17 protein-coding genes and 2 tRNA genes are annotated in these 21,643 nt (G+C 38.2%); 7 read left to right on the forward strand and 12 right to left on the reverse strand.

The window, feature by feature from the left end; all coding sequences use genetic code 11:
• Window positions 1-493 precede the first annotated feature (493 nt).
• The 3 genes from rnr to ACLJX0_RS05725 all read left to right on the forward strand — a co-directional run bounded on the left by rnr (window position 494) and on the right by ACLJX0_RS05725 (window position 4,125).
• Window positions 494-2,671 carry a ribonuclease R gene (gene rnr / locus ACLJX0_RS05715; RefSeq protein WP_410879120.1) on the forward strand — a complete coding sequence of 726 codons (2,178 nt, stop codon included), beginning with the start codon at window positions 494-496 and terminating at the stop codon, window positions 2,669-2,671.
• A gap of 1 nt (window position 2,672) precedes the next feature.
• Entirely contained in the window at window positions 2,673-3,341 is a 669-nt protein-coding gene (locus ACLJX0_RS05720; protein ID WP_410879121.1) for a head GIN domain-containing protein, read from the forward strand.
• A 106-nt stretch (window positions 3,342-3,447) separates the two neighbouring features.
• Window positions 3,448-4,125 carry a LysE family translocator gene (locus tag ACLJX0_RS05725; protein ID WP_410879122.1) on the forward strand — a complete coding sequence of 226 codons (678 nt, stop codon included), beginning with the start codon at window positions 3,448-3,450 and terminating at the stop codon, window positions 4,123-4,125.
• A gap of 85 nt (window positions 4,126-4,210) precedes the next feature.
• Here ACLJX0_RS05725 and ACLJX0_RS05730 read toward each other — a convergent pair.
• From ACLJX0_RS05730 to folB, 3 genes are all read right to left on the reverse strand, one after another.
• Window positions 4,211-4,285, reverse strand: a tRNA-Pro gene (locus tag ACLJX0_RS05730).
• Between the two features lie 262 nt (window positions 4,286-4,547).
• Window positions 4,548-4,618: transfer RNA gene (locus ACLJX0_RS05735), tRNA-Cys, on the reverse strand.
• Between the two features lie 87 nt (window positions 4,619-4,705).
• Entirely contained in the window at window positions 4,706-5,062 is a 357-nt protein-coding gene (folB, locus tag ACLJX0_RS05740) for a dihydroneopterin aldolase (RefSeq protein WP_410879123.1), read from the reverse strand.
• Window positions 5,063-5,190: 128 nt separating this feature from the next.
• Here folB and ACLJX0_RS05745 point away from each other — a divergent pair, with 128 nt between their 5' ends.
• From ACLJX0_RS05745 to ACLJX0_RS05760, 4 genes are all read left to right on the forward strand, one after another.
• Window positions 5,191-6,873, forward strand: a complete 1,683-nt coding sequence (locus tag ACLJX0_RS05745; RefSeq protein WP_410879124.1) for a glutamine--tRNA ligase/YqeY domain fusion protein — start codon at window positions 5,191-5,193, stop codon at window positions 6,871-6,873.
• Window positions 6,874-6,978: 105 nt separating this feature from the next.
• Entirely contained in the window at window positions 6,979-7,320 is a 342-nt protein-coding gene (locus ACLJX0_RS05750) for a YtxH domain-containing protein (RefSeq protein WP_410879125.1), read from the forward strand.
• Between the two features lie 22 nt (window positions 7,321-7,342).
• Entirely contained in the window at window positions 7,343-7,693 is a 351-nt protein-coding gene (locus ACLJX0_RS05755; RefSeq protein WP_410879126.1) for a hypothetical protein, read from the forward strand.
• 19 nt (window positions 7,694-7,712) lie between these two features.
• Complete coding sequence (locus ACLJX0_RS05760) at window positions 7,713-7,958, forward strand: DUF6327 family protein (protein WP_410879128.1); 246 nt, start codon at window positions 7,713-7,715, stop codon at window positions 7,956-7,958.
• 86 nt (window positions 7,959-8,044) lie between these two features.
• On the opposite strand, the gene ACLJX0_RS05765 is transcribed toward ACLJX0_RS05760, so the two are convergent.
• The 9 genes from ACLJX0_RS05765 to ACLJX0_RS05805 form a co-directional block, all read right to left on the reverse strand.
• On the reverse strand, window positions 8,045-8,983 hold the full coding sequence (locus tag ACLJX0_RS05765; RefSeq protein WP_410879129.1) for an SPFH domain-containing protein: 939 nt from the start codon (window positions 8,981-8,983) through the stop codon (window positions 8,045-8,047).
• A 64-nt stretch (window positions 8,984-9,047) separates the two neighbouring features.
• Complete coding sequence (locus ACLJX0_RS05770; RefSeq protein ID WP_410879131.1) at window positions 9,048-10,013, reverse strand: lipocalin family protein; 966 nt, start codon at window positions 10,011-10,013, stop codon at window positions 9,048-9,050.
• Window positions 10,014-10,092: 79 nt separating this feature from the next.
• The gene (locus ACLJX0_RS05775) at window positions 10,093-10,608 is read right to left on the reverse strand and encodes a hypothetical protein (RefSeq protein ID WP_410879132.1); all 516 of its coding nucleotides are present in this window, start codon (window positions 10,606-10,608) and stop codon (window positions 10,093-10,095) included.
• 77 nt (window positions 10,609-10,685) lie between these two features.
• Window positions 10,686-12,197 carry a glutamate--tRNA ligase gene (gltX, locus tag ACLJX0_RS05780; protein WP_410879133.1) on the reverse strand — a complete coding sequence of 504 codons (1,512 nt, stop codon included), beginning with the start codon at window positions 12,195-12,197 and terminating at the stop codon, window positions 10,686-10,688.
• Window positions 12,198-12,303: 106 nt separating this feature from the next.
• Complete coding sequence (locus tag ACLJX0_RS05785) at window positions 12,304-13,599, reverse strand: phenylacetate--CoA ligase family protein (RefSeq protein WP_410879134.1); 1,296 nt, start codon at window positions 13,597-13,599, stop codon at window positions 12,304-12,306.
• Complete coding sequence (locus ACLJX0_RS05790) at window positions 13,590-15,257, reverse strand: C45 family autoproteolytic acyltransferase/hydolase (RefSeq protein WP_410879135.1); 1,668 nt, start codon at window positions 15,255-15,257, stop codon at window positions 13,590-13,592. Before ACLJX0_RS05790 ends, ACLJX0_RS05785 begins: the two co-directional genes overlap by 10 nt.
• Window positions 15,238-16,776 carry a phytoene desaturase family protein gene (locus ACLJX0_RS05795; protein WP_410879136.1) on the reverse strand — a complete coding sequence of 513 codons (1,539 nt, stop codon included), beginning with the start codon at window positions 16,774-16,776 and terminating at the stop codon, window positions 15,238-15,240. The genes ACLJX0_RS05790 and ACLJX0_RS05795 overlap by 20 nt, the downstream gene beginning before the upstream one ends.
• Window positions 16,766-20,443, reverse strand: coding sequence for a 1-acyl-sn-glycerol-3-phosphate acyltransferase (locus tag ACLJX0_RS05800; RefSeq protein WP_410879137.1), 3,678 nt, complete (start codon window positions 20,441-20,443; stop codon window positions 16,766-16,768). The genes ACLJX0_RS05795 and ACLJX0_RS05800 overlap by 11 nt, the downstream gene beginning before the upstream one ends.
• Window positions 20,444-20,445: 2 nt before the next feature.
• Window positions 20,446-21,636 carry a DUF2062 domain-containing protein gene (locus ACLJX0_RS05805; RefSeq protein WP_410879138.1) on the reverse strand — a complete coding sequence of 397 codons (1,191 nt, stop codon included), beginning with the start codon at window positions 21,634-21,636 and terminating at the stop codon, window positions 20,446-20,448.
• Between the last annotated feature and the right edge of the window lie 7 nt (window positions 21,637-21,643).

Genomic DNA, 21,643 nt, shown 5'->3' on the forward strand with positions numbered 1-21,643 from the left:
GAAATACCGCAAGCATACTGCTTCTAGTATGCATCGAGAGTCCTTCGAGAGTCCTTCGAGCATTCTTCGAGTATCCTTCGACAAATACCTATTATATCCAAGTAAACTCGAAGGATACTTGAAGGATTCTCGAACAATCTTGCCTCCAAACAAGGCCAAAACCGAAAGTGAAAAGGGAGAAAAAAGAAATAAATGCCGTCTAAATGAGAAAAAAGAAATACTTTTGCCCTTAGTTTTCTGGGTGAATTACACTTTGAAGGAATACAACAAGAAGAAACTCATTGAAAAGACTTAGACCTCAACTGATTCCTCTTGTTTCCTCTACCAAAAAATGAAAAACTATTTGTAGATATAGTTGAGATTAGCACACTTTTTAGCCCCTGTAATTCACAATAATAACACAAAAAATAGCCTTTTATTCCTTAGAATAAAGAGTATTTCGTACATTTAAACAACTTTCCATGGCCAAAAAGCTGGGAAAAAAACAAAAAAAATGGCAAAAAAAATTAGACATAAAAAGAAAAAACAATTTGATTTTTCGAACAAGATTTTAAAATTTTTAGGAAAAAATCCTTCTAAATCTTTTAACTATAAACAAGTTGCTGCCCAACTCGAAGTAGTGGACACCCAAGGCAGAAACGAGATTATTAAAGAACTTAAATTCTTACTTTCCAAAACCTTAATTGAAGAAGTCGAAGTGGGTAAATACCGCTTTGTACCGAAAGCAAACTATGTAGAAGGTCATATTGATATGACCAGCAAGAGAACGGCTTATTTGGTTAGTGAAGAATTAGAAGAGGATGTATTCATTCCGACAAACAACCTAAACAAAGCATTAGATGGCGACTTAGTGAAGGCTTATATCTACAACAAGCGCAAGGGCAGAAAGCCAGAAGGCGAAGTTGTTGAAGTATTGGAACGTCACCGTACTCAATTTGTTGGAGTAATTGAAATGCAGAAAAACTTTGCTTTTGTTACTACGGCAGATGCCAAGATGTACACAGATATTTTCATTCCCAAAGACAAGTTTTTGGATGCACAACCGGGAGATGTTGTTTTGGTTGATTTAGAAGATTGGCCAGAAAAAGCAGATAGTCCGTTTGGTAAAGTCGTAAAAGTCTTGGGTAAACAAGGAGAGCACAATACGGAAATCCATGCGATTCTTGCGGAATATGGTTTACCGAGTGAATTCCCAAAAGAAGTGGAGGAGTTTGCCAACAAGCTCGATACTTCGATTCAGGAAGAGGAAGTGGCCAAACGTCGCGATATGCGTGAAGTTCTGACTTTCACTATTGACCCAAAAGATGCGAAAGATTTTGATGATGCGTTATCCTTCCAAACCTTAGAAAATGGAAACTACGAGATTGGGGTACACATTGCTGATGTCTCGCACTATGTACAAGAAGGAACCATTTTAGATGACGAAGCCTTTCACCGTGCTACGTCTGTATATTTAGTGGATCGTACTGTTCCCATGTTACCAGAAGTACTATCCAATTTCGCTTGTTCCCTTCGACCACATGAAGATAAATACACTTTTTCAGCTGTATTTGAGATGAACACCAAAGGAGAACTCGTTAATTCGTGGTTTGGACGTACTGTCACCCATTCGGATCAACGCATGGCTTACGAAGAAGCGCAATACATCATCGAAACCCAAGACCGCACGATTCCCGAATCCGTTTCAATTACGGGTGAAGCACAAGAAGTAAGTGAAGAAGTGGCCCATGCCGTACTAACGCTAAATCGATTAGCGATTGTCTTGCGTCAGAAGCGCATGAAAGCTGGGGCGATTTCCTTTGATAAAGTAGAAGTGAAATTCAACTTAAATGAAGAAAGTGAACCTGTAGGTGTATTCTTTAAACAAGCCAAGGAAGCGAATCACCTCATTGAGGAGTTTATGCTTTTGGCGAATCGCAAAGTATCTGAATTCATTGGTAAACAAAAGAAAACCTTTGTTTATCGTATTCACGATGAACCTGATCAAGACAAATTATTTGGTTTACAAGCGGTTATTTCTCGATTTGGTCACTCGTTAAACTTTAAATCAAGAGATACAATTTCCAAATCCCTCAACGAATTACTGAAAAACGTACAAGGGAAAAAAGAACAGAATTTGGTAGATACCTTAGCGATTCGAAGTATGAGTAAGGCGAGTTATTCGACGCAAAACATTGGCCATTATGGGTTGGCCTTTGATTACTATTCGCACTTTACGTCGCCTATTCGTCGTTATCCCGATGTGATGGCTCATCGTTTATTGGAATTCTACTTACAGGGTGGAAATTCCGCTAATGTAGAGGAGTATGAAACAAAATGTAAACACTGTTCAGCTATGGAAAATTTAGCCGCTAATGCGGAGCGAGACAGTATTAAGTATATGCAGGTAAAATACATGCAAGACCAACAGGACAAAGCATTCACGGGTGTTATCTCCGGTGTTACAGAATGGGGTATCTACGTGGAAATTATCGAGAATAAATGTGAGGGTATGGTACGCATACGCGAAATTAAAGAAGATTATTACGTGTATGACGAAAAGCAATATGCACTGATTGGCCAAGCCACACACAACACGCTCCAATTAGGAGATACAGTTGTGGTTACGGTTAAAAAGGCTGATTTAGTCAAAAAACAATTAGACTTTAATTACGTACAAAAACTAAGCTAAGATGAAAAAAATCGCTTTATTATTTGTTGTCCTTTATGGCACGATAGGATTTGCACAGGATGTAAGAGAAGTGGGGGAATTTAAACGCGTAAATGTCTTCGATAAAATCGAGCTGACGTTAATTCCTGCCAAAGAAACCAAAATGGAAGTCTCTGGAAGTAATACCCAAGAGGTTACTTTTGTCAATAAGAATGGAAACTTAAAGATTAAAATGAACTTTGCTAATAGTTTTCAGGGGAGCAATACACAAGTAAAATTGTACTACAAGGAACTGGAAGAAATTATTGCAGAAGAAGGAGCTACTATTGAAAGTAAAGAGGTTGTAAAAGCGAAAGACTTAACAATTCACAGCAAAACAGGTGCTGCGGTTGCTTTAAAGATAGAGGCGGAGAAACTAGTTGTTCGAAGCTATACTGGTGGGACAATTACCTTAACAGGTAAAACGAATACCCAAGATATCCTGGCCAATGCTGGAGCTACGGTTTACAACCAAAAACTCAAGAGCCAAACAACCACGGTGACGGTTAATGCAGGGGGAATTGCCAAAGTGAATGCCACGGATTTAGTTGATGCAAAGACTAGAGCAGGAGGGGAGATCATCATCTTTGGAAAACCAAAACAAATAAATGAAAAGGTAGTCATGGGGGGGAGTATCAAAAAAGAGGACTAAAAGTATTTATTTTTTGATACTTTTCTTATAAAAAGCCGTACCTTGCCATAGGTAATAAACATAGGTGCCAATATATAAACTATATTGGCATTTTTAATTGTGGTACATGATCGATGATTTAATTACAGGGGTTACCTTAGGATTCTTCCTAAGTTTCATGATTGGACCTGTTTTTTTTATTCTTATTGAAACCAGTATAACGAGGGGAATTCGGGCAGCTCTAGCTTTTGATATGGGTGTAATTTTAGCCGATGCCCTGTTTTTCACCATTGCCTTTTTCAGTAGTTTTCGCTTAATAAACTCTATTAAAGATGATCCAGCTCTGTTTATTTTTGGCGGATTATTAATGCTGACCTATGGAATTATTTCCTTCGTTAAGCTCAAGAAAGTACAAGTACACACCATTCAGATTGCGCCACCTAACTTAAAAAGAGAATACCTCAACCTCTTTGTCAAAGGATTCTTATTGAACTTTATCAATGTAGGTGTTTTAGGCTTTTGGTTGGCTATTATCATCACGTTGGGACCTAAAATGGATATGGATACTGAGCGGATGTTTATCTTCTTTTTATTTGCCATAGCGGCTTATTTTGTCACGGATGTGTTCAAAATTCTTTTAGCCAAACAATTGCGAAAGAAGTTAACGGCAGAAAACATTTTAAAAGTGAAAAAAATCAGCAGTATATTACTCATGATTTTTGGGTTGGTAATTATGGCCAAAGCTTTTATTCCAACTTCAGATAAAGAATTAAACTTACCGATTCCTCGATTGGAACGAAAATAGAAAAAGGATAGCTTGCGCTATCCTTTTTTAGTTTACAGTTAACTAAACAAAAAAAGCCCTAACTTTCGTTAGAGCTTTTAGTAAGTCGGGGTGGCAGGATTCGAACCTGCGACCTCCTGGTCCCAAACCAGGCGCGATGACCGGGCTACGCTACACCCCGCTTTCGGTATCGTGAGTGCAAATATACGGCAAAAATTCAATCTGTCAATAGTTTCACGTATTTTTTTTACATAAAAATGAAATTTATTTATATCCTAGTGAGAATTATATAGTTATGCGTGATGCGTGATGCGTGAACCGTGATAGGTGTAGGGAGGGTGAACCGTGATGAGTGAATTATCTGACTAGCTAAATTAGTCTCTAAAAAAATTAACCGTACACTGTAAACAAAAAAAGGATAGCACATGCTATCCTTTTTTCTGAGGCATCGAGCGGATTCGAACCGCTGTAGACGGTTTTGCAGACCGCTTCCTAGCCACTCGGACACGATGCCGTATCCATTAATTGGATGCAAACTTACTACTATTTTTTAAATTTAAAAACCTATTTAGTGAGTTTTTTGCTTCCAATCGTGACAACACTATCTAACTCCCTGCATTTCAACTGTTACGTATTCAACATCTCCACCAATTGGGGGATTAATTTTTGAAACAGCTACGGTTACTTTCTCTACCAGTTGTATTTCTAACAAGATGCGATCGATAATACGTTGCACAACCGTTTCTAACAAATTCGCACGTTTATCCATTTCTTCTTTGACAATTTGGTTCACCTGTACGTAGTCGATAGCATGCACGAGTTGATCCGTTGCTGCAGCATCTCTAAAACTTCCCGCTGCCGTTACATCCACGCGGTATTCCGATCCGATTTTTGCTTCTTCTGGCATACAGCCGTGGAACGAAAATGTTCTGATATTGTTGAGCCTAATAATTCCCATAGTGTCCTTCTTTTAATTTAAAAGCTAAAATTACGACTATTTTTAGTTAGATATCCGCTTTTGTCCAGGCAAAATACATCTAACTTCTATAGTTTTTTGATACCTTTGTAGTTATAATATTTATATCCATGTCAACAAAAGAGAAATCATTAAATTTTATTGAGCAAATCATTGAAGAAGATTTAAAAAATGGTTTGCCAACAGAAAAACTACATTTCCGTTTTCCGCCTGAGCCTAATGGTTATTTACACGTAGGTCATGCGAGTTCTATTTGTTTAAACTTTGGATTGGGGTTAAAGTACAATGCGCCAGTAAACTTGCGTTTTGACGATACGAATCCCTCAAAAGAAGAGCAGGAATTTGTTGACGCAATCAAATACGATGTAGAATGGCTAGGATATCAATGGGCAAATGAAGTGTATGCATCCGATTATTTCCAGCAATTATACGATTGGGCTATACGCATGATTCAGGCAGGTAAGGCTTATGTAGATAGCCAAACTTCTGAAGAAATGGCCCAACAAAAAGGAACCCCTACCACAGCAGGAGTTAATAGTCCTTATCGAGATCGCAGTGTAGCAGAGAATTTGGATTTATTCGAGCGCATGAAAAAAGGGGAATTTGCAGAAGGAACACATATCTTACGTGCCAAAATTGATATGGCACACACCAATATGTTAATGCGTGACCCCATTATGTACCGCATCATCAATAAAGCGCATCACCGTACACAAAACGAATGGTGTATTTATCCGATGTACGACTGGGCACATGGAGAAAGTGATTACTTAGAAAGCATTTCACATTCGTTCTGTACACTTGAGTTTTTACCACACCGCGAACTCTATGACTGGTTCTTAGACCAAGTAGTAGAAGAGGGGAATATCCGTCCAAAACAGCGTGAATTTGCACGTAGAAACTTGTCCCACACCGTAGTGAGTAAGCGAAAACTAGCCAAGTTAGTAGCAGAAGGACACGTAACGGGATGGGATGATCCGAGAATGTCAACCATTTCTGGTTTAAGAAGAAGGGGGTATACTCCAGCATCCATTCGCAACTATGCAGATACGATTGGAATTGCAAAACGCGATAATTTAATTGACGTTTCTCTTCTAGAATTCTGTGTACGTGAAGACTTAAATAAAATTGCTCCTCGTGTAATGGCAGTTCTCGATCCAGTTAAATTGGTGATTACCAATTATCCTGAAGGTCAAGAAGAATGGTTAGATGCAGAAAACAATCCAGAGGAAGAAGTAATGACATTCCGAAAAGTGCCTTTTTCAAAAGAGCTATACATTGAAAGAGAAGACTTTAAAGAAGAAGCAAATAGCAAATTTTTCCGTTTAACCTTAGGAAAAGAAGTGCGTTTGAAAAACGCCTACATCATTAAAGGGGAAAGCGTAGTAAAAGACGAGCACGGTACTATTACTGAAATTCACGTTACATATGATCCAGACAGCAGAAGTGGAAGTGGTTCTGAGGCGAGCAAACGCAAAGTAAAAGGAACGATTCACTGGGTTTCTATTCCACATGCAGTAGAAGCTGAGATTCGCATCTATGATCGTTTGTTTATCAACGAAAATCCTGATGGTAACAAGGAGGTTGACTTCTTAGAATTCATCAATCCTGATTCACTAGCCGTAATTAAGGGTTATGTTGAGCCGAGCTTACAAGAAGCAAAAGAAGGAGACAAATTCCAGTTCCAACGCATGGGATACTTCTGTGTAGATAAAGACAGTAAAGCTAACCAGTTGGTTTTCAACAAAACAGTAGGACTACGAGATACATGGGCGAAGCTTGATCAAAATTAATTTTCACAAGAAAATAAGTAAAAAAGACACTTTTAACGTTATATTAACGCGTAAAAGTGTCTTTTTTTTATTAACTTTATGTTATAACCATAAAAAATAATTATTATGACAGATCGTTTAGGTAGTACATTAGCGGCCTTAGTGGCAGGAACAGCAATAGGAGTAGGGATAGGAGTACTTTTTGCTCCAGATTCAGGAAAAAAGACAAGAAAAAAAATCAAAAGATCGTTTGATGAGTCTAAAGATGAGTTATCCGATAAAATTGAGGATTTAAAAAAACAAGTAAAGAGTGTAGTGAATCGCAAATCCGAAAGCATTGAAGACGGAATTGAGGAATTCATTAATTCTGCTGGTAAAAAAAGAGATGAAGTTATTTCGGCTTTAGAGCAAAAATTAGCGGAGCTTAAAAAGCAAGGCAAAGAATTAGCAGAAAACACAAAGAAATAATCCTTTATACAGAGACTAAGGCATGGCATTCCAAGAAATAAAAAACAACATCAACGAGATTAAGGAGCATTCTGAACAGTATGTCAATACGAGTTTGGATTACTTCCGCTTGTGGGGATTTAAGATTACAGCTAAGACAGCGATTATTTTTATGACAATCTTTGTAGTAGGTGTATTTCTTCTTCTCTCTCTATTGTTTTTATCGCTGTCTGTAGCTTTTGCAATAGGAGAGCAAATAGGAAGCATATCCCTTGGTTTTCTTTATGTGGGATTGTTTTATTTATTAATCAGCATTCTTGTCTTTACTTGTCGAAAATACATTGTTGATAGACCTTTAATTAAAAAGCTTTCCGAAGCTATTTTTAATGAGTAAGATTGCAAATACTAGTACTATGAGAAAGAGTTATTCATCCATTGAACAAATTAATCGCGATTTACAGATTTTGCGTCTCGAGAAAGAAATCCATTATCAAAGAATAAACCAAGCCTTAGAGGAATTAAGGGACGAGGTTGCTCCCGAGAACTTACTTCGCAATGCATTGGGTTCAGCGGGTTCTTTATTAAAAAACTCAGGAGGTATTCAGACCTTACTTGTGACGTCTATTCTCAAGTATTTCATTCGAAAGTTTAGAAAATAATCACATAAAAAAAGCGTTGCTCGTGATAAACAAGCAACGCTTTTTTATTTTACGCCTTTTTAAGGCTTCCTATTTTTTTTTGAGAGTTACTCTCGTTTGTCGGTATTTTCTTTCTTAGCGGGCTTATTAGTTGCCGCATTATTCATTTCGGAGACCTTTGCGCTCGCCGCAAAAGACGTCACCATATTAGTTAGCATATCACTTGCTGCTGTAGGTGAATTCGGCAATAAGATAAGGTTCGATCTTGAATCTGCTCCCACTGCCTGTAGGGTATCATAGTGTTGCGTCACTACAATCAAAGCAGAAGCCTCTTGTGAATTGATTCCCACTTTATTTAATACATCTACACTTTCTACCAATCCTTGTGCAATCTCGCGACGTTGATCTGCAATCCCTTGTCCTTGTAAGCGCTTCGATTCTGCCTCGGCTTTCGCTTTCGCTACGATTCGAATTCGACTTGCTTCCGCTTCATATTCTGCTGCTACTTTTTCACGATCAGCAGCATTGATACGATTCATCGCATTTTTCACTTGAATATCAGGATCAATATCCGTAATTAACGTATTGATGATATCATATCCATAGGTTGTCATGGCTTCGTTCAATTCGCGTTTTACAGCTACGGCAATATTGTCTTTTCGCTCGAAAACATCATCTAGAATCAATTTAGGCACCTCTGCACGTACCACGTCAAATACATAAGACGTAATTTGATCATGTGGGTATTCCAATTTATAGAAGGCATCATATACGCGATCAGCAATTACCTTAAACTGAACCGAAACTTTAAGCTTAACGAAAACATTGTCTTTGGTTTTGGTTTCAATCATCACATCCAATTGCTGGATACGCAAATTCACCACGCCAGAAATACGATCCACTACAGGAATTTTTAGCTGTAAACCTGAGTGGCGAATACTGTTAAACTTACCAAAGCGCTCGACAATAGCGGAAGATTGTTGTTTGACCGTAAAGAAGCTCATAAAAAAGATAATCAGTACGGGAATAAGAAATAGTAAATACATAACAAATTTTATTTAATCGTAGGTTAAAATACAAAAAAATCTCCATTGCTGGAGATTTTCATGCTTATTTCTTCAATTCTAATTGCACATCTGCTAAACCTAATAAAGTTGGAGGAATACTACTCGCTAAATCCGGTACTAAAATTGGAATTAAGGCTTCGAATTGCGTTCCTTTCGCTTTAATCACCAATTTTGTCGCTGAGTTTTCTACCACATCAACCGTCATCGCCTGACCGAATAAAGTCATCGTCAAGACACTTCCATTGATTGACCAATCCGCTCCCGTTGTTTTCAGGTCACAGTTTTCCTCGTGATAGTCAAATTTAACTGTTTGGTCACTGTTAAACGCCAAGGTATCATCATCACAATTTTCCTTTTTAGGATACGCCATATCCGCTACAGTCATTCCTAGAGCATCTACCTTCACGTGTACTGGAATCCAAGTACCCACAATAGGTCTATCATCCACAACGGCTTCTACGGTAATCGTTACACGATTACTAGTCGCATAGCCTTGTTTTTTGGCGATAACGTGAAATTCTCCTTCTTCGGCAAATGTATAAGGCGAGGTAATTTTAGTATCATCGATAAATAATTCTGCTCCTGTCACGGCTTCAACGCCATCCGTTATAGTAAATGTAACTGTTTCACCAACAGTAACAGTAGATCGACTAGCCTCCAAGTTTAATTGTTTAGCTATACCGACTTCCGAAACCGTGATGGTAATCTCGTTACTTTGATTATAGCCATTTTTCTTGGCGACCACTTTATACGTTCCCCCTTCATCAAAGACATGTGGATTTTTCACCGCCTTTCCGTTTACTTCAATTTGAACGCCTTCAACTACTTCTGTTCCAACCGTTACCACAAAAGTAACTTCCTCATTCACTGTTACATCCGTACCATTAACCGAAGCCAACACCAAGGTTTGTTTTTGTTGTTGCTCTGAACTGTTATCATCACTACTACATGAAACGGTTCCTGCTAATACAAGAGCAGCCAATGAAAAGGTTAATACTAGTTTTTTCATAAAATCATTTTTAGTTAACCCTCAAATATACAACTTATTATTACTATAAATTAAAAATAATTTAACGTATAAATATTATTTATTTAACAAAATTAAAATGAACAAACAAAAGTCCTCTTTCTGTTGCATCAATTTCTTCTAATTCAGGAATAAAAGCTACCAAATCAGCAATTACCGCTTGTAACGGAATAGACACACGAAGTTCTTCGCTTGATTTGCGCAAGAGTATGGTTTTAAATTCGCGTTTATCATCCAGAATCACACCTAATTCTTCTAGTTTATGGTACCATTTGAAATGAATCGATTTCAATTGGCCTTGTTGTAAAAACGTATTGAACTGGCCGGTATAGTCTTGCTTTAAGATTAAAATATCTTGGGTTCCTGGAGGTTGTAAATCCGCATAATCTTTTTGCAGGACAACTGCTCCTAGTAGAGGTTTTACTTCAATACCATTGGGTTTCCATTCGCCTATAAGGTGTTTTTGAATAAACTTCGTCCATTCTTTTTCTGCTCGATCAGCCGTGTCATTGTCATTTTTTTCACAAGCGGAAAAAAGCAGAAGGATTCCAGTTAGAAGAGCAATTAATTTTTTCATGCGATTGAGATTTATGCGAATAAAATTACACATTATTTTTAACAAAAAAGAGAGCTAACGCGTAGCTCTCTTTCTATTTATAGGGTTGTAATGGCCTGTTTGATTCGCTTTAGCGTTTCTTCTTTGCCGATTAATTCGATAATCTGAAATAAATCAGGGCCTTTTAGTTCCCCAACCATACTTACGCGAAGCGGTTGCATAACTTTCCCCATTCCAATGCCTTGTTCGTTGATCCACGCTTTCACGGTTGTTTCAATGTTACTTGCCTCAAAATGATCAATCTTTTGTATCACTTGTCCTACTTGTTGCATCAATGCTCCAGTATCTTCTTTCCAATTCTTTAATGCTTTTGGATCATAGGTTACAGGTGCTTGGAAGAAGAAATCACTCAACTCAAAGAAATCCGACACAAACGTTGCGCGTTCCTTAATTAGCGCGACTACTTGTTCAACATAAGCGTCTGCAGCTTGAATTCCCTTTTCTTTTAAGATTACTTGGAACGCTTGTGCTAGATCTACGTCTTTTTGCTGTTTTAGGTAGTGCTGATTGAACCATTTGTTCTTTTCTGGGTCAAACTTAGCCCCTGCTTTGTGGACGCGTCCTAGGTCAAATTTAGCGACCAATTCATCCAAAGAGAAGATTTCTTGATCTGTACCGTCATTCCAGCCTAATAGCGCTAGAAAGTTCAGCACCGTTTCAGGATAAAATCCCTTTTCGCGGTAGCCCGAAGATTTTTCTCCTGACACAGGATCTTGCCAATCTAATGGAAATACAGGGAATCCTAATTTATCTCCATCGCGTTTGGACAATTTACCATTTCCTACAGGTTTCAAAATAAGTGGTAAGTGTGCAAATTTAGGTGCTTCCCATCCAAAAGCTTTGTATAGCAATTCGTGTAGAGGCATAGAAGGCAACCACTCTTCTCCACGAATAACATGGGAGGTTTCCATTAAATGGTCATCCACGATATTCGCTAAGTGATAGGTTGGCATTCCATCGCTTTTAAACAACACTTTATCGTCTAATAGATTGGTTTCAAATTTAATATCCCCACGAATGATATCATTCAAATAAAGTGTTTCATTCACAGGTGTTTTAAAGCGGATTACGTAAGGTACATCAGTAGCAATCAACTGATCGACCTCTTCTTTAGTCAGCTTCAACGAGGTTTTCAATTGCTCTCTATTGCTGTGATTGTAGATAAATGTTTGTCCTGCTTCTTCTGCGTTTTTACGCAGTTCGTCTAATTCTTCTGCTGTATCAAAAGCATAATATGCCCAACCGCTTTGAATCAATTGATCGGCGTATTGTTTGTAAAGTGCTTTGCGTTCACTCTGTCTGTAAGGACCAAACTTTTCGTTTTTCCCCATCGTTTCATCCGGTAAAATACCCAACCATTCCAATGCTTCTAAAATATAGGCTTCTGCACCAGGCACAAATCTATTTTGATCGGTATCTTCAATTCTCACATAGAAAACACCGTTATTCTGTTTAGCAAATAAATAATTAAATAATGCTGTTCTAACACCACCAATGTGTAAAGGTCCTGTTGGACTAGGTGCAAAACGCACGCGAACTTGATTAGCCATTTTGATTCCTTAATTTTTTACAAAGATACTACAACTATCGTTTTTATAAAGTTGTAATGCCTGTAAAATCATATATAAAATTTAAAACTTTGTTTTGTTCATTTTCTTACACCCGTTTATCAATAAAGGTAATCGGTTTTCTACTTAATGGGTTAAACACAATGGGTTGTAAGGCTTCTCTTGTTTCAAACGCCACGCGAGGTGTTACCCTTAGTTTAGCACGAAACGTATCTTTAATGTGTTTCATGAATTCAGTAGACGTATCCGTACTCACAATGCGGATAAGGATTTCATCCGTTCCGATTTCGTTGGTTTGTACTTCTACAAGATGCATTTGAATAGCCTTAAATTCGTTTAACATATCGTGAATCGCTGGTGGATAAAAGGTCGTTCCCTTGTACTTGATCATGTGTTTTTTACGTCCTTCTACGGGTCCTAATCGATAAGAGTGACGGCCACATGCACAAGTTTCGGTGTGTTTTCTAACCATATCCCCTGTTTTGAAGCGCACCAAGGGAATCCCTTCCACTCCAAGGGTAGTAATGACCAATTCGCCCAATTTACCTTCTTGCACCGGGGTATTGGTTTCATCTAAGATTTCAGTGATAATCAATTCTGGGATTAGGTGTCCTCCCAGGTGATACTGACATTCCGTAAAGGCTGCTCCCATTTCAGTTGAAGCGTAGGTAGAGAAGAGCTCCAACGGCCATTTTTCCAAAATGCGTTGGGCGAGAATACTCGGTTGTAAATCGGCAGTACGCAACGCTTCTCCAATACAGATTACCCCTTTTACACTGCTATTTTTATAATCAATTCCCTCTTTTTCAGCATAATCAATAAGTTTTAGCAAAAAAGAAGGAACACCAATTAGGTATTTGGGTTGGTATTTAAGGATGGAATCCCATTGCAATTGTGGAATTCCTGCACCTACGCGAATCACACCAGCTCCGAGTTTTCGCAACCCTAGAAAATAAGCTAGTCCTGCCATAAAACGACGATCAATAGTCGTCATTAACTGAACCGTATCCCCGTTTTGAATGCCCGCAATGGAGAACGAAGTGGCTTCATTAAACGCCAAGCGATCAAGATCTTTATCGGTCAATCCAAACGTAACTGGATCTCCTAAAGTACCTGATGTGGTAGCGTAATCGATAATTTGCGTTTTGTCTACACAAAAGAAATCATCATTATGGCGCTGCAAGTCATCCTTGGTAATTAGTGGCAATAGAGGAAGATCTTCCAGCGTTTGAATCGCAGAGAGGTCCACCTGTTGTTCTTGATACAACCGTTTATAATAGGGTGAATATTGGGTGACATAAAGCAAAACTTCTTTGAGTTTTTGCTCCTGAAAATGTTTTATCTCATCAACGGATTGATTCATTACTGACGAATTTAGTTCCATTTTCTCTTTATTTTTTTGAGGTATTTCTTGATTTCATTTTCTGCATTTACAGTAGTCACTTCTTTAGTCAACGCCTGTTCAAATGCTTGTTTGGCTAATTGATATTCCTTTTGCTGGTAGTGGTATACGCCAGTTTGGTAGTAAACCCACCAATACTCTGGATTCAATTGTTGATAGGCCTGAATGGTCGCCGTATCTATTTTCTCTTTGTTCTTTATTTGCTGTTCTATCTTGCGATTTTTCGTTCTGAATGTTTCATAATCAGCATAGGCTTGAGTATGTATAAAAGGGTCTTCTGCAATCGTTAGGCTATCAATGGCATACCTTTGGACTTGTTCAAAGGTATTGGAAAAAATGGCATTGAGATCATAGGCGACAAATTCTCCTAGTTGATAGGGATTCGAAGACACCCAAACCAATCGCTTTTCTGGTTGAAAGATAATTCCGTGATGGGCGAGAAGTTGATTTAGCGCTTTTTCATTGCCATAGCCTAGTGCTTTATTGTCTAATCCTGTTGTATTTCTCAGTAAATGTGCCATTTTTAGCGGAGATAGTTGTTGTTCCTCCGCTACAATTTCTTTTATTTTATCCCAGCGATATTGGGAGTGACTTTCTTCTATTTGTTTATTATTTCGCTTGTCTTGAGCAAAGGCTTCACTTTGGAAATGGTTGGAGCAAATAACGGTTGAGACGTTAGGCATATCATAGACGCCAAAATTCTTAGGCGCTATTTCGATAATTACAGCTTTTCGATCGTGGGCACTTCCCACTAAAATTGATTCAGAGACGAACACTTCTTTCTGTTGTGCAATCGCAATAGCTTCTTCAATGGTAGCTGCATATTGTAAAATTTCACGGGCAACGATAGATATTGGCGTTTTAGCTTTTAAAGGGACTGCTGATTTACCCGCATTTAACGTTACAGTTAACCCTTCTTGATTCATTCCAGAAACCACGCCCGTCATTCCTCCCCAAGTCACGGACATAAAAGCATGACCTTTGTTGGGTTTAACAAAAGCTATGATTTTATTTTCCGCAAATTCATCTCCTGCATAAAAATCAAAATTACGGCCAATAAGCAGACCACCATCTTCGGAGTTCTCCCCCCAAACGGCTAAAGAAGAACAGCCCACTAGCGCCAAATCTTGAAAGGCATGCCCGATATCATGTGCTCCATGGAGGTATAAATTTCGGTGATAAGGATCTCCTAAATAAGTAAAACGGTCGGTGGCATACTGTGATATTCCGTAAATTTCTGTTTTAAACTCCTCTGGAATATAGCGATAGAGGTGTCGGTTGTAAAATTTGAGCATTTTAACCAACATTTTTTGCTTAAACGCCGATGGAACAAATTCCTCTACCTTGGCAAAGAATACCGTTTCTTGCTTTTGATATAGTTTTTGAGTTAAGACACCTGTTTGCAAACCAATTTGATAAGGGTCTCCTTGTACATAGAGTTCCCACAATTTTTGCTTGTTGTGATATAGATAGGCTTGTGTCGTTCTTTTTAAAGAGTCTGTATCATAGGTTAACCGCGGCACAATTGTGTCGTATTTTTCAATGTGCGGAAAATCTTTGAGTCCTTTTTTAATTCCACAATTTGCAACCAATAGCGCAAGTAGAATACAACAGAAAATTCTATGTATGGTCCGTGTCATCGCGATATTGATTTAGTTTTTCGGTTAAGATTTCGCGGTCAATCATCTCCATGCAGGTAACAAACGCTCCAATTGTCACCCCCATAATGCCGTGCATACGCACATTTTGCCCACTAAAAAATAAATTTCCGATTTTAGAACGCGGGGAGATAAAGGTCCTCATTGGACTATTCGCATCTTTAATAAATCCGTACATATTTCCTTTTTCTGACCCAATAAAGTCGCGATAGGTTAGTGGGGTAGAGGTATACATCCCTTGAATAGCAGGGCGAATCCCTGGATATATTTTCTCGAGTTCTTGCAGAAGTAATTCTGCTTTTTCTGCCTTAAATTGCTCGTAGTCCTCCTCACGCTTTTCAAGTTGCTTGATGGTTGATACGTTGTACGTATGTTGCCATTGTTCCACTTCCGAGAAATCCATATAGGTCATAGCTGTCATGCTGTCTGCAAAGGATTGTTCCATACTATTGGCATTCATCGATGCTACCACTAGATTGGGCCATCCTGGAATACACTTTCCATTCGTATCCCAAATATCTTCTTTGTTTTTATAATGGTAAATATTGTTATTGTGATAAGGAAATTGATCTTTTTTGAACACGATGTAGAGCGAAAAAACAGAAGTCACTTCCTCCAAGCTCATAATTCGCTTGACAAACGGTTTTGAAAAGTGATTGGGTCCTACCATTCGGATGGTTTCCTTCAGGTTCATATTCGAGATAAATTGATTTCCGACAACTACTTTTCCTTCTTTCGTTGTACAAGAGATAATTTTTTCTCCGTCAAATTCAAAACTAACTACGGCTGTATTTTTATAAATTTCACCTCCGTATTTTTTTAATTCGGCAATGAGTAATTTACTGATTTGACTTCCACCATTGATGCAGCGCCAAGCACTTTGAATATAGGAATTAACGGTCAAGGCATGCACATACAAAGGCGTTTTTTCCTTATTGGCGACATAGAGAAAGTTTGATCCAACCAATACTGCTTTAAGCTCTTCATTTGTGGTGATTTCATCTAAAAAATCGCTTAATTTATACGAGACAATCTGATCGTTATAGCCTGTTCCTTGTTCGAGGTTATACATGGGAAAGCTGTCGCAAATTGCTTGAATTTTCTCGACGTATTGACGCAGTGCTTTTTCTTCTTCTGGAAAATAAATCAGCAGTTGTTGAACAAAGTTTTCATATCCTTGTCCGTGCGGATATTGAATTCCCTCCTCTCCAAAAGAGATTAAATCATAGCCATTGGGATCCATTTGCTTGAGTTTGAGCTTGTCCATGATGCCTAAATAAGAGAAGTACTTGTATAGGTTTTGTCCTTCTCCTAGCCCTCCAATGTAGTGTACTCCAGTATCAAAAATAGATTTCTCTCTCGAAAACGTTTGTAGGTTTCCTCCATATTGGTTATTTTTTTCCAATACGCATACTTTCTTCCCTTCCTTGGCAAGAATGACGGCAGAAGCAAGTCCTCCAATACCACTTCCCACAATGACTACATCGTATTTATTTTCCATCTTGTATTCTATTCCAAACCACGAGGTGGTTATTCTCCCTAATTTTTGTAAATCCTTCTTCTATTTCTACTTGTACTCCTTCTTTTTTCACGGCAACGACCGTTTGATACCCCGCAATAAAATCAGCTGTTAATTCAACATTCGCGCTACTAATTAATAAAGTATCACATTTTTTGTGCACCTCCAATTGATCGAGATAGTAAATTTTTCTTTTCTTGTTGATATAGAGGGTGGCCGCCACTGCACGGCATTCTTGATTTGCAATATAGCAGTAAATTTTTCGCTTGCTTTGCTGTAACGCCAGTAGCATATCAAGTTGTCCATAATCATCCGCTATATGATGAATAAGGGCAGCATCGCCAAGGTGCTGATTTAATTCAAAATACGTCTGACGGTATTGTTTATAGTCTGTTTTCACAGCCTTCACCACATAAGGAAACTTATACAAATAAGCTAAAAATAATTTCTTTTTAAAATAGTCCACGCCTTCTAACTCCGTACGAATTTGAGCAAACTCCGCTTTATAATGCTTGCTAATCGCCTTGGTTCGCTGTGCATATGTTGTTCCAAAAGCAGGATCATTGTGTGGAATACGCTTGCCAACAGTTGCGATAATATGTCCATCGTAAATGATGTAATCTCCTTTAGGTATTGTTTCCGAATTTCCGTGAATATAAACGGGTACTACATCCAGTTGTAGCGTTTCTGCTAAGAAAAAAGCGCCTTTGTGGAAGCGTTGTACTTGGTTAGAATGCGAACGTGTTCCTTCTGGGAAAATCATAAGTGAAAAGCCCATTTCCACTCTTTTCTTGAGGTGGTCAATACTGTTGTCCACCCCTTCAGAGACACGATAAAAACCAGCTGATTGAATGGCTTTACCAAATATAGGCGATTTATATACCCAATCATTCACCAGGTACACCACATTGGGATACACCATACCCATTACTAAAGAATCTAAAAAGGAGGTATGATTGGCAATGATAATGGCTGGTTTTTCAAAGGTCTCTCGATGTGGGTTTCTCACCTTCTTACGCACAAATGCGTTTAGGTATAAGACGGAAGTCATATAGGCCTGCATTCCTTTGCTAAATAAACGCAGTTTCGTTCGCTCTTTTCCGGGTGCAACAAGCAAGAACACTTTAGAAAATAAGGAATATAAAAAACCAAACAAGCCAAAGTATAGAAAAGAGAGCATACTGTGTAAAAACAGTCGTAAGGTAATGGGTGAATTACCTCTATTTTGTCTATTGACGAAGCATATTTTAAAAAGACGAGGATAGATGACAAACGCATTAATCGCAGCAACACTCATACCAATAATGGAAACTAACGAGATTGATTTCAATGCGGGGTGTTTAGCAAAAACGAGTGTTCCCACGGCCAACAAGGTGGTTAGTACCGCTAAAATAATCGAAGCGCGATACGTTGGCATACTTTCTTCTCCTGTGGTATATTCTTTTTGCAGCGCATTGGTGATAAAAATGGTAAAATCAACCCCTTGTCCAAAAATAATGGTGCACACAATGGTGCTAAAAATATTGAATTCGATGTGAAATAAGCCCATTAAACCTGCAGTAATTAAACCCGTTATAACGATGGGAATCATCGATACGATGACCATTTCAATTCGCTTAAAAAACAGCCATAAAATTGCAAATACAGCTAAAAAGGAATAGTTAACTAAGTCATTAAAGTCGTTGACAATATTACCTAGAAAGGTTTCGTTCATCTCCTTTCGATCAATGACAATAAAGTGATCGGTAGCAGGAAACTGCTGTAGAAATGCGGCTCTGTTTTCTTCGGGTAATTTGACTACGGTACTCAGGGTATAATGTCCCTTTTTTTCGATTAAGAATTCGTCAATAATCTCTGGATTTAAAGCGGAATAATCGAGAATTCCTATGGGTTCAAACTTGTTATTCAACAAGGCAAAGAAAGGCTGATAGGCCGTTTCATTAAACCCATATTTAGCTCCTTCTTGTATTAGTTTATCTCGAAATAGCTGAGCGTTCTTCTTTGTCCAGAAAGACTCCCAAAGAGCTATTTTCTCCCGCTGTTGTTGCGTGGATAATACAAAATCACCTAAGGAACTGACATGCAAGATTTCTCCTTTGACCTTAGCTTGTTCTAATTGCTTCGCCAAGGCGACATTTTGTTCAACCACTTGCTCAAGATTATCACCAAAACAGGTCAGATAAAGTGATTTTGCACCACTATCAACCGTAGATTCTAGTTTTTGTTCCGCTTGTTTTAATTCGTCTGGGAAGTAGTTTAATGAGGATAAATCGCTATTAAATTTGACCTTATTAAAGGTAAAAAGACTGATAATGACCACTAATCCACACAGTCCTAAAAGTACTTTACTACGGTCAAAAGGAAAATGAGCAATTTTATCTAAGAGCGAATGAGATTGATTTAGTCGATCTTTTTCTGAAGGTTTATAGAGATGAGGAATCAGTAAAAGGGATACTACTCCCGCTCCCATGACGGTAATGGAAGCAAAAACACCTAAATCGCGCAACGCTTCTGAGTGGACGAAAACCAAGCACAAAAAGGCAATTGCTGTAGTTGAAGCGCTCATCATAATCGGATTGGTGATTTCTTGATACAGCACTTTGATGTCCTTACAATGCTTGTAATGCGTCATAATATGCAGGGCATAATCAATGGTAATACCAATCAATATTGCCCCAATACTCAGCGATATAGCAGAAATAGCGTCCGTGGTGAAATACAAGACGAACAGAGCTATTAAGGCGCTAATAAACGTAGGGATAAACAGAATAATCGGAATGGTGATTCTTCGATAAAAGGCGATGAGCAAAATCATCAAAATGGTGATGGAAACTGCTACGGTTTGCTGAATATCACTTTTAATTTGTGTAGCGTTAGCAACAGCGACGAATGAGGCACCGAAATAATCCAGGGTAACCTGCTCTTGTTTGGTATTGTAATGGTCTTTTACGCCGTTTAGAAATTGAATAAATGCCGTATTATGCGCCGTATCACTTCCGCTGTAAACGGGATCAATAAACAGCAGTAATTTATCTTCTTCTTTGTTAAACAAAAACCCATCAATCAACTGAAATCCATCGCCTATATTGAGTTTTTGCAACTTTTTCAAGGCGATAAATCCGATGCCAAAAGGGTCTTGTTGAATGAATTGCTTGGCCACCAAACTTGTAGGAGAAACAAGGGTTTTATAGTTGGCTTCTACTGTCGGAGCTACGCTATCCAATTGGATTTTCTGATCTAATAGGTTATAATCAGCTTCATCTAGAAACAAAGGTAAATTTTGATAGACAAACGCAATCGTTTCATTGATATTTTCATCCTCAATTTTACCTTGAATATGTTTGATATATTCCTCTTTTGTGGCTAAAGTATCAAGTAAGTTGGAGGCAAACTCAACCATATCATCTGTTGTCCCCCCATTCTGTTTTTCAATAATAACAGTAATCTTATCTGAAAACCGCAATTGTTCCAATACTTTTGCCGTTACATTGGATTTTTCGCTTTTGGGCAAAATGCGGGTAATATCTTCTTCAAATTTAATTTTCCATGCCCCAAATGCCATGCAACTGATAAACAAGACTACGCTAAGGAAAAATAATAGTTTATTTTTCTCTGCCCATTGATATATTTTATAAAACCAATTTGCCATTTTTACTTTTTCTGTTTTTGAGCGATTGAGAGCATAAAGAAGCTGATAGAGCCCAGGAAAAAACTGGCCATCACAGCAAGTGCAAAGCTACCTAAAATATATTGCCACAGATGCTCTGAAATCGCGGTAAAGCTAAATTCACTGATTAGGATATGCTGTGTTCCATTTGGCACCATAAAATAGCCCAATTGCAGGGAGGCATACACGATAAAAGGGATCATCGGTGGTATACTGACATTGGAAAAAGCAAACGCTAACACTTTGTTCAGTCGAAGAGTAATGGCTAAAAAAATGGCCAAAAACGAATGCAACCCCCAAAGCGGCGATAAACCAATAAAGGTTCCCAGTCCAATAGACAAGGCTTTGACTGAAGCCGTATCATTACTTCCTAGCACATCTTCTGTTACAAAGGCTTTAAAACTTTTTTTTTTAAAGCTTTGAAAAAAGTTTCTTGGGATACTATACAATAGGGTGATACATACCAAGATTGTGTTAAGAATACTAATTCGCGTAAAATCTTTAAAGGGACGAAAGTGAGACACGCGTTCACTGCTATCATATAGCACTTGTACCGGTACGTTTTTTACCTCAACATTGTTCCAAGCGGCACGTACAATAACTTCTATTTCAAACTCAAATTTACGTGTATAGTATCGCTTTGCTAGTTGGTGTAAAGGATATAAACGATAGCCCGATTGGGTATCTGAAAGGGAAATTCCCGTTTCAAACCAAAACCAAAAGTTAGAAAACTTGTTTCCGAAGCTACTTTTTCTAGGCACTCCTTCTTGATTCATATTTCTAGAGCCAATCAACAAAAGATTTTTATTTTTGGCTTGTTCCAGAGCCCGAACAAAAACAGGGATATCCGCGGGATAATGTTGTCCATCGGAATCAATCGTAATAACATAGGAGAATCCCATGGCCTTTGCTTTGGCAAATCCAACTTGTAAAGCATTTCCTTTTCCTCGATTTTCAGGAAGGTGTATCAGCGTCATTTGCTGCTGATAGGCCTCCAAAATAGCAGGCGTTTGATCTGTAGATCCGTCATTTACAACAATCACATCTGTTGTATAAGCGAATACTCCCTCTAAAACACGTGCTACCGTTTTGTGGTTATTATAGGTTGGAATTAGGATACAAATACCCCATTCTTTTAGCTTACTAGTATCGTTTTCAAGATTTTGTGTTATCATCGTTTTG

The sequence above is a fragment of the Myroides sp. DW712 genome, from assembly GCF_046557355.1.
GTDB lineage: Bacteria > Bacteroidota > Bacteroidia > Flavobacteriales > Flavobacteriaceae > Flavobacterium.

Bases quoted from the DNA above. Each gene is read 5' to 3' on its own strand.
- ACLJX0_RS05720 (WP_410879121.1), top strand. From the start codon at position 2,673: ATGAAAAAAATCGCTTTATTATTTGTTGTCCTTTATGGCACGATAGGA.
- ACLJX0_RS05750 (WP_410879125.1), top strand. From the start codon at position 6,979: ATGACAGATCGTTTAGGTAGTACATTAGCGGCCTTAGTGGCAGGAACA.
- gltX (WP_410879133.1), bottom strand. From the start codon at position 12,197: ATGGCTAATCAAGTTCGCGTGCGTTTTGCACCTAGTCCAACAGGACCT.
- ACLJX0_RS05745 (WP_410879124.1), top strand. From the start codon at position 5,191: ATGTCAACAAAAGAGAAATCATTAAATTTTATTGAGCAAATCATTGAA.
- ACLJX0_RS05795 (WP_410879136.1), bottom strand. From the start codon at position 16,776: ATGGAAAATAAATACGATGTAGTCATTGTGGGAAGTGGTATTGGAGGA.
- ACLJX0_RS05800 (WP_410879137.1), bottom strand. From the start codon at position 20,443: ATGGCAAATTGGTTTTATAAAATATATCAATGGGCAGAGAAAAATAAA.
- rnr (WP_410879120.1), top strand. From the start codon at position 494: ATGGCAAAAAAAATTAGACATAAAAAGAAAAAACAATTTGATTTTTCG.
- ACLJX0_RS05785 (WP_410879134.1), bottom strand. From the start codon at position 13,599: ATGGAACTAAATTCGTCAGTAATGAATCAATCCGTTGATGAGATAAAA.
- folB (WP_410879123.1), bottom strand. From the start codon at position 5,062: ATGGGAATTATTAGGCTCAACAATATCAGAACATTTTCGTTCCACGGC.
- ACLJX0_RS05760 (WP_410879128.1), top strand. From the start codon at position 7,713: ATGAGAAAGAGTTATTCATCCATTGAACAAATTAATCGCGATTTACAG.
- ACLJX0_RS05770 (WP_410879131.1), bottom strand. From the start codon at position 10,013: ATGAAAAAACTAGTATTAACCTTTTCATTGGCTGCTCTTGTATTAGCA.
- ACLJX0_RS05765 (WP_410879129.1), bottom strand. From the start codon at position 8,983: ATGTATTTACTATTTCTTATTCCCGTACTGATTATCTTTTTTATGAGC.
- ACLJX0_RS05755 (WP_410879126.1), top strand. From the start codon at position 7,343: ATGGCATTCCAAGAAATAAAAAACAACATCAACGAGATTAAGGAGCAT.
- ACLJX0_RS05805 (WP_410879138.1), bottom strand. From the start codon at position 21,636: ATGATAACACAAAATCTTGAAAACGATACTAGTAAGCTAAAAGAATGG.
- ACLJX0_RS05725 (WP_410879122.1), top strand. From the start codon at position 3,448: ATGATCGATGATTTAATTACAGGGGTTACCTTAGGATTCTTCCTAAGT.
- ACLJX0_RS05775 (WP_410879132.1), bottom strand. From the start codon at position 10,608: ATGAAAAAATTAATTGCTCTTCTAACTGGAATCCTTCTGCTTTTTTCC.
- ACLJX0_RS05790 (WP_410879135.1), bottom strand. From the start codon at position 15,257: ATGACACGGACCATACATAGAATTTTCTGTTGTATTCTACTTGCGCTA.